Origin of the sequence: Bradyrhizobium sp. Rc3b, assembly GCF_900114915.1 — a bacterium.
In the GTDB taxonomy this organism is placed as follows: Bacteria; Pseudomonadota; Alphaproteobacteria; order Rhizobiales; family Xanthobacteraceae; genus Bradyrhizobium.
Window position 1 is genome coordinate 126,747 of record NZ_FOUS01000023.1, and the last position, 6,808, is coordinate 133,554.

General features: G+C 57.9%; 6 protein-coding genes. 3 read left to right on the forward strand and 3 right to left on the reverse strand.

Features of this window, described 5'->3' with window-relative positions:
* Positions 1–25: 25 nt before the first annotated feature.
* The 3 genes from BM190_RS36650 to BM190_RS36660 are packed head-to-tail and all read left to right on the forward strand — an operon-like array spanning position 26 to position 3,548.
* Complete coding sequence (locus BM190_RS36650) at positions 26–928, forward strand: EamA family transporter (protein ID WP_177237502.1); 903 nt, start codon at positions 26–28, stop codon at positions 926–928.
* Positions 925–2,211, forward strand: coding sequence for an ATP-grasp domain-containing protein (locus tag BM190_RS36655; RefSeq protein WP_092262358.1), 1,287 nt, complete (start codon positions 925–927; stop codon positions 2,209–2,211). The genes BM190_RS36650 and BM190_RS36655 overlap by 4 nt, the downstream gene beginning before the upstream one ends.
* Positions 2,211–3,548: a glutamine synthetase family protein gene (locus BM190_RS36660; protein WP_092262359.1), complete on the forward strand. Its 1,338-nt coding sequence runs from the start codon at positions 2,211–2,213 to the stop codon at positions 3,546–3,548. The genes BM190_RS36655 and BM190_RS36660 overlap by 1 nt, the downstream gene beginning before the upstream one ends.
* 791 nt (positions 3,549–4,339) lie before the next feature.
* On the opposite strand, the gene tnpC is transcribed toward BM190_RS36660, so the two are convergent.
* The 3 genes from tnpC to BM190_RS36680 all read right to left on the reverse strand — a co-directional run bounded on the left by tnpC (position 4,340) and on the right by BM190_RS36680 (position 6,689).
* Positions 4,340–5,932, reverse strand: coding sequence for an IS66 family transposase (gene tnpC / locus BM190_RS36670; protein WP_092262360.1), 1,593 nt, complete (start codon positions 5,930–5,932; stop codon positions 4,340–4,342).
* 74 nt (positions 5,933–6,006) lie between these two features.
* Positions 6,007–6,336: an IS66 family insertion sequence element accessory protein TnpB gene (gene tnpB / locus BM190_RS36675; RefSeq protein ID WP_244550872.1), complete on the reverse strand. Its 330-nt coding sequence runs from the start codon at positions 6,334–6,336 to the stop codon at positions 6,007–6,009.
* An 11-nt stretch (positions 6,337–6,347) separates the two neighbouring features.
* Positions 6,348–6,689, reverse strand: coding sequence for a transposase (locus BM190_RS36680; RefSeq protein ID WP_244550873.1), 342 nt, complete (start codon positions 6,687–6,689; stop codon positions 6,348–6,350).
* Between the last annotated feature and the right edge of the window lie 119 nt (positions 6,690–6,808).

Consider the following 6,808-nt stretch of genomic DNA (forward strand, 5'->3'; position numbering starts at 1 on the left):
ACGCGGGCACAGGAAGAGGGGGCGATTGACGAGTCCATTCGCTCTAGGAGTGTTCTTTGCGGCGCTTTATGTCGTCGTGAGCGCGGCAGGCGAGGTTTATGCGGCGTCATATTTTCAGCAAGCGGATGTGTTCGTCGCGCTCCTGCTGTCCTTCGCTGTGGTTTGTCTCGTGTTCAATCTGCTGTCTGTCCACGAGGGAGGCAAGGCAACGGTGGCGAACTGGTCGTTGCTGGTCTTCGTCGCACTTAACGCCGTAACAGCGATCAGCTGGATCGGCCTGTTTATCGGACTGAAATACGCTGAACCTGCGATCGTCGTCGCCTTCATGGTGGCTCTGGGGCCCACCGCAACAGTGTGGTTAAACGCGCTAATCAGGCGCCAGGGTGCCCCTCCAGCATCCGATATTGTCGTGAGCGTTACGATCGCAACGATCGGGAGTTACATGATTTGGATCTCCGCCAGCGGCAACTCGGGCATGGAGTGGGGGGCTCGATCGTCCTTTGGCATCGCCTTGGCCATAGTGGCCGGCCTATCGCTGGCCCTTACAAATATACTGGTCAAACTGCTGTTCGACCGTGGGTTTTCTGGCCGACAAGTCCTGGCGCATCGCTTTTATGGAACGATCCTCTTGCTGCTGGGACTGGTCGACCTTTCATCTATCGTGCCTGAGATCTCGCAGCATTGGTTTGCGATCGCAACACTCGGGCTGTCAACGATCATTGTTCCTTTGCTTTTGATCCAACAGGGCATTCGCCGCGTAGAGCCCTTCACCGTCAACATGGTCCTGTCCACCGCCCCTGTCGTCACCTTCCTGTTCCAGTATTTCGATTCTCGCATCGTACCTTCGTCACATACGTTCATTGCAAATGTTCTCATTACGGCTGTCGCTGTCGGCAACATCTACTTGCAGTATCGGAGATCCGCATGAAACAACGGAATTGCGTCATCGTAGACGCATACTCTACCGGCCGCTGCCTACCGGAAGAATTCAAGCGCTATGGAATTGGAACCGTGCATGTGATGTCGGCTGCACAGATTCCGCCCATATTCCAATCGCATTTCAATGCGGATCTGTATGATGAAGTCATTCGCCCCAGCGAGCGCATGGGCTATGACGAAACCGTTGAATATCATGTTCAGGCTCTCCACGGCAGGGAATTTGAGTTCGTAATCGCGGGCTGCGAGACCGGAGTTGAGCTCGCCGATTCATTGTCGGAGCGGCTCGGCTTACCATCAAATGGGACCGCGCTATCCGCTGCTCGGCGTGACAAAGCGCGATTGTCTTGCGCGCTCGCCTCTGCAGGCGTGCGATCGATCAGACAGGTTGTGTCCGACAGTCATGTAGAGATCGCGAGCTGGAAGCGTGAAGCGAAGTTCGATCAGATCGTGATCAAGCCTCTAAACAGTACGGGCACCGAAGATGTATTCTTTTGCTCGACAGAAGATGATATTCAGCGAGCTCTAAGCACAATTGTCGGGAAGACGAACCGTGTCGGAGCGTTGAATCGTTTTGCCCTTGGGCAAGAAAAAATAAATGGCCAGCAATACACCGTAAATGCCGTCTCAATCGGCGGGGAAGCTTTCGTTACGGAGGCCTGGACCTATGACACAGTTCCTGTTGAGGGGGCATCATCAGTCTGCTCACTTGAGAGATTGTTGGACGGCAGCGAACCAATCGTTCAGGACCTGTCCGACTACTTGGTGCGTGCGTTGCAGGCACTACAGATCGTCGACGGACCGGGCCATGCTGAGATCATCGTTGATCATCGGGGACCGGTTCTGGTCGACTTCGGCGCGAGGCTTCAAGGGACCATGTCGGCAAAAGCACGAACGATGGCCTTGGGGCACAACCATATGACCCTAACGGCCTGGCGCTACGCAGATCCCAAGGGCTTTGGTGAATATATGAGGCTGCGCGGGCTGTACAAGCGGCAGGCTCACGCACTGTGCGTCTCGCTGATCTCGGATATGGGCGGTATCGTTACCGGTTACCCGGGACTCGAAGCGATCCGAAAGCTCCCGAGCTTCGCGGATGCCATTGCCTTCGTTCCGATTGGTCAAGAGCTGGTCCCCACGATCGACTTGGCGTCGACACCCGGCATCGTTTATCTCGTGAATAGCGACTTGACTCAGCTTGAGGATGATTATCGCAAGTTGCGAGCAATGCGGATGGACCAGGTGTTCGATTTAGTGACGCAGGATGGCGATTAATGCCAACTGATCCCAGGTTGACCAAAGCGAATCCAGCCCGCGCGGCGATGGTCGGCGTAAGCGACTTCGATGGCGTTCTGCGAGGCAAACACGTCTTAGGTGAAGATCTCTCAGATGGAGATAAAGTTATCAAGTTCTCTGAAGCGGTGCTGGCGTGGGATTGTTCGGATCGGGTCATTCCGGCCAGTTTCACGCAAAAGCCGCTATCAGCGTTCGGAGATGCTGACCTTCGTATTCTGTCAGGCACCGGCCGTTCGGTGTCTCTTCTCGGCGATCAACATCTCTACCTCGCGGAGTTCACCGGCTCACATGAGAACATCTGCCCGCGCGGTATTCTGCGTAGGGTCCTGCGAAGGGCTGCTGAACACGGATACGACTGCACTGCCGGGTTCGAATTTGAATTCATGCTGTTTAAGGAGAACGCAGACACGATTGAAGAAAAGCCGTTTGGCGAGTGGGCTCCTTTAACTCGCGGCCCGTTCGGCTACTCGATTGCGCGCTCTGTCGCGCAACATGGGCTGTTTGATGAGATCTTGGCGCTTTGTGAGAAGGCTAGAATACCTCTCAACGGACTGCACTTTGAAACGGGACCTGGCGTGGTCGAAGCGTCACTTCGTCATTGTGATGCGCTGGAAGCTGCCGATCGAGCAACCATATTCAAGTCGATGATAAAGGCCTGGGCGCAAACGCGAGGCATGATGGCTACATTTATGGCCAAGGTTTCCGAGGAATGGCCCGGCCAGTCCGGGCATATTCACATCTCGATGTCCTCGGATAGTCAGAATGCGTTTTACGACAGTGATGCGTTCGGCAACGTCTCGAAGCTTATGGGGCAATTCATCGCCGGACAACTAGAATTCATGAATGAGTTCTGTGTGCTCGCTGCGCCGAACTTCAACAGCTACAAGAGATTGGTACCTGGGTGCTGGGCACCAATCTGTCCAAGCTGGGGAGTTGACAACCGCTCCTGCGCAATTCGCGCCATTCCGGGAGAGCCATCTGCCCATCGCCTGGAGTATAGGCTGCCTGGCGCAGACCTAAACCCATATCTCGCGCTCGCAAGTGCGATTGGTTCGGGATTATTGGGTGTCGAGACAGGTCCGGCACTGCCGGCTTCGATCGTCGGTGATGCAAGCGCGGAAATGTGTCGGGCGTCCGCGAGACTGCCTCAAAGCCTATCAGAGGCAACTTCTCGGTTCGCAGAGTCTGCGGCGGCAAGTGATGTCTTCGGAGAAAGGTTTGTTGAAGCGTTTTCTTGCTCGCGCCGTTGGGAGTGGGAAGCCGTTCAACATCGGGTCACCGACTTTGAACGTCGGAGATACTTCGAGATCATTTAGCTTGAGCTCTTCGACAGTTCTGAACTTCATTCCTCTGGCTTGCCGGCCACACTATTGCGGCTGCCTGTTCCGCTGATGTTGGACTTCATACAGAGCAAATGTGCGTTACTCGTTAAGTGAGGACCTCGGGAACGTTGAGGAGGTCTGCTGTTATCTGCTCTGTGGCAGCAACCGCGATTGCTCCGTTGGGATGCTAGATTATATCTAACGTCCGGTCCTTCTCGTAAGCTTTACATCGCCAAGCAGATGGTGGAGCTCAAGCATGCGCCCGGTTGGCAGCTATCCCTCGCAAGCCGTCGAGCGTGCGCGCGCTTACCTGGGTTGCTCCCAAAGCGGCAAGACAAACGCTGCGGTCCGTCAGCCAGATACTCACTCCGGCTGAAGTGAACGAGCTGAAGTTCCTCGCCTCTTCATTGCCGACTTAGCTTACCAGACCGGTAAGCGGACTGTAAGCGTAGCTCTGCGGCCCTTTTGATGATTGACGCTTGACATCTATTTGAGCCGCGTGCCGCGACGTCGCGGCTTCCAAATTTTGAACAATGCGCTGGCGCCGGCCTCGAGTATCCTCGGGGCGACGAGGTTGTGATCGAACTGTGCGGGCCCCGGAGGGGCGCATATTTTCATATTCCAGATGAGTAGGGTCGCCGCTGGCGTCGAGGTATTCGGCATAGCCGGGCGCACCGCCGACGTCCTTGAGCAGGAGGGAAGCCCCTCTATCGTCGTGGTGTCGAACCATTTTTCGAGTTTGATCACTTGGCCTCAGCTGTCACGTAAGCGGCAAGCTGCGGCCGTCAGGCGGCGTGGTTCCATGGCATAAGCGCGTCGATTTCGCTGCTCGGCCAGCCGTTGGCGATACGCTGCAGCGTTAGGCTGAGCCAGGCGAACGGATCGACGTTGTTCATTTTCGCCGTCTGCAGCAGTGTTGCGATGGTCGCCCAGGTTCGTCCGCCGCCGTCGCTGCCCGCGAAGAGGCTATTCTTTCTTGTAATTGTCTGTGGTCTGATGGCGCGCTCGACGATGTTGGAGTCGAGCTCAATGCGGCCGTCGGTGAGGAAGCGTTCGAAGAGGGGGCGGCGCGAGACGGCGTAGCGGATTGCCTCGGCCAGTTTTGATTTGCCGGAGATCCGCCGCAAGGTTTGCTGCCAGAGATCGAAGAGATCTGCGACGACCGCTGCGGAGGCTTGTTGGCGCGCGGCAACGCGTGCGTCGGGGCTTTGGCCACGCACGGTCTTCTCGACTTGCCAGAGCTTTGCCATCCGTTCGACCGTCGTCGTTGCCACTTTCGAGCTTCCTGCAACATGCAGCTCGTAGAACTTGCGCCTGCTGTGTGACCAGCAGCCGGCCAACGTGATGCCATCATTGCCGCGATCGGGTCGCGCCAACTTGTTATAGGCGGCGTATCCATCAACCTGCAGGATGCCGCGATAACCATTGAGATGCCGGGCCGCGCATTCGCCGGCGCGGCTATCTTCGAAGCGATACGCCACCATCGGCGGAACGCTGCGGCCAAAGGTTCGGTCATCTCGGGCATAGGCCCATAAGTAGGCCGTCTTCGTCGATCCGGAGCCGGGAGCGAGGGTCGGCAAGGTGGTTTCGTCGGCAAAGATCCGATCCGCCTTCTTGACCTCGCTGAAGATGTAGTCGGCCACGATCTCAAGCTCGAAGCCGAGCTTGCCCATCCATTGCGCCATCAGCTGGCGGTCAAGTTCGACTTGGTCGCGCGCGTAGATGGCTTCCTGCCGGTAGAGCGGCTGGCCATCGGCGTACTTGGAGACGGCGATCTGGGCCAGAAGGGCTTCGGTCGGAATGCCACCCTCGATGATGTGGGCTGGGGCCGGCGCCTGGATCACGCCGTCCTCGTTCTTGAAGGCATACTTGGGACGGCGCGTGACGATGACGCGGAACTTGGCGGGCTCTACATCCAGACGCTCTGACACGTCCTCGCCGATCAGCACCTTCTGCTTGCCGGCATGCTCAGCCAACGCTTCCGGCTCAATGACAATCTCGATCCGTTCCAGATGGGACGCAAAGCCCTTGCGCCGACGAGGTGCGCGTTTGCCATCCGCACGCTCGCGGCCCCTGTTGACCTGTGCCCTGATCGCAGCAATGCCGGTCTCGATCTCCTCGAAGGCAAAGGCCTGCTGTTCGTCATCGATGCTCGCAGAGCCGAGCTTCTCCGATCGTCGGCCGAACCGGGCGCGGTCAAAGGCCTTCAGGATCTGCGTCAGCCGCGCGATGCGCGCGTCGGCATCGGCGTTGCGGGCCTTGAGATCGTCGACCTCGCTCTCCAGAGCATCGACACGGGCCGCCTTCTCGGCCATGGCAAGCACCATGGCCTTCAGCATCTCTACGTCATTTGGGAGGTCAAGATCGGGCGGCGTCATTGACGCGACCAGAGCACATTTTGCTCCGGTTCTCTCGTCCTTTCAGGCGGTTGATTCACTTCGCCGCAGCGCTTTTACCCAACAATCTCCGGCGGCCTGACCGGCACAGCCCGGACCCGCTTCCAATCCATCCCATCCACCAGTGCCATCAACTGCGCGGAGGTGAGCTGCACCCGATGATGCCCGATCCGCGGCCAGCAGAACTTCGCCTTTTCAAGCCGTTTCAAATAGAGGCACACGCCGGAGCCATCCCACCATACGATCTTGATTCTGTCGGCTCTTTTGGCCCGGAACACATAAAGCGCCCCGTCGAACGGATCTGAGCCGGCATCGCGCACAAGCGCAACAAGGCCATCGATGCCCTTGCGGAAGTCGACCGGATGGCTGGCGAGGAACACCTTCACACCAGAGGGAATCATGCCGATCGGACCGCCCGGATCACCCGCTGTAAGTGGGCCTCGTCGATATCCCCGCCGGCGCGCACGACCACCTCGCCAATGTAAATCTCGATCACTGACATGCACGCCACCGCGGCTTCGCGACTCGAAGGCCGCGAGGGGTAAGTTCGTTCGGCCCGAGCATCGCGACGCCAGGCGAAGAGCTGCGACGGGTGAATGCCGATGCGATGGGCGATCCCCGACACACTCGCGCCGGGCTCCAGCGCCTCTGCCACGACTTGTGCCTTGAACTCATCCGACCAGCGTCGGCGAAGTTGTCGCGGGGCCCCCTCAAGTCGCTCGGCGACCGCTTCGATCATATGGAAGGTTCTAGTTTCAGAACTAGGTGCAGACATAGAAGCTCACATCGGCTCACAGACTCCGCAGCCGATAGCCGATCGCTCACCACTCCGCCAGATGGGATCTCTTTGCCGCTTAC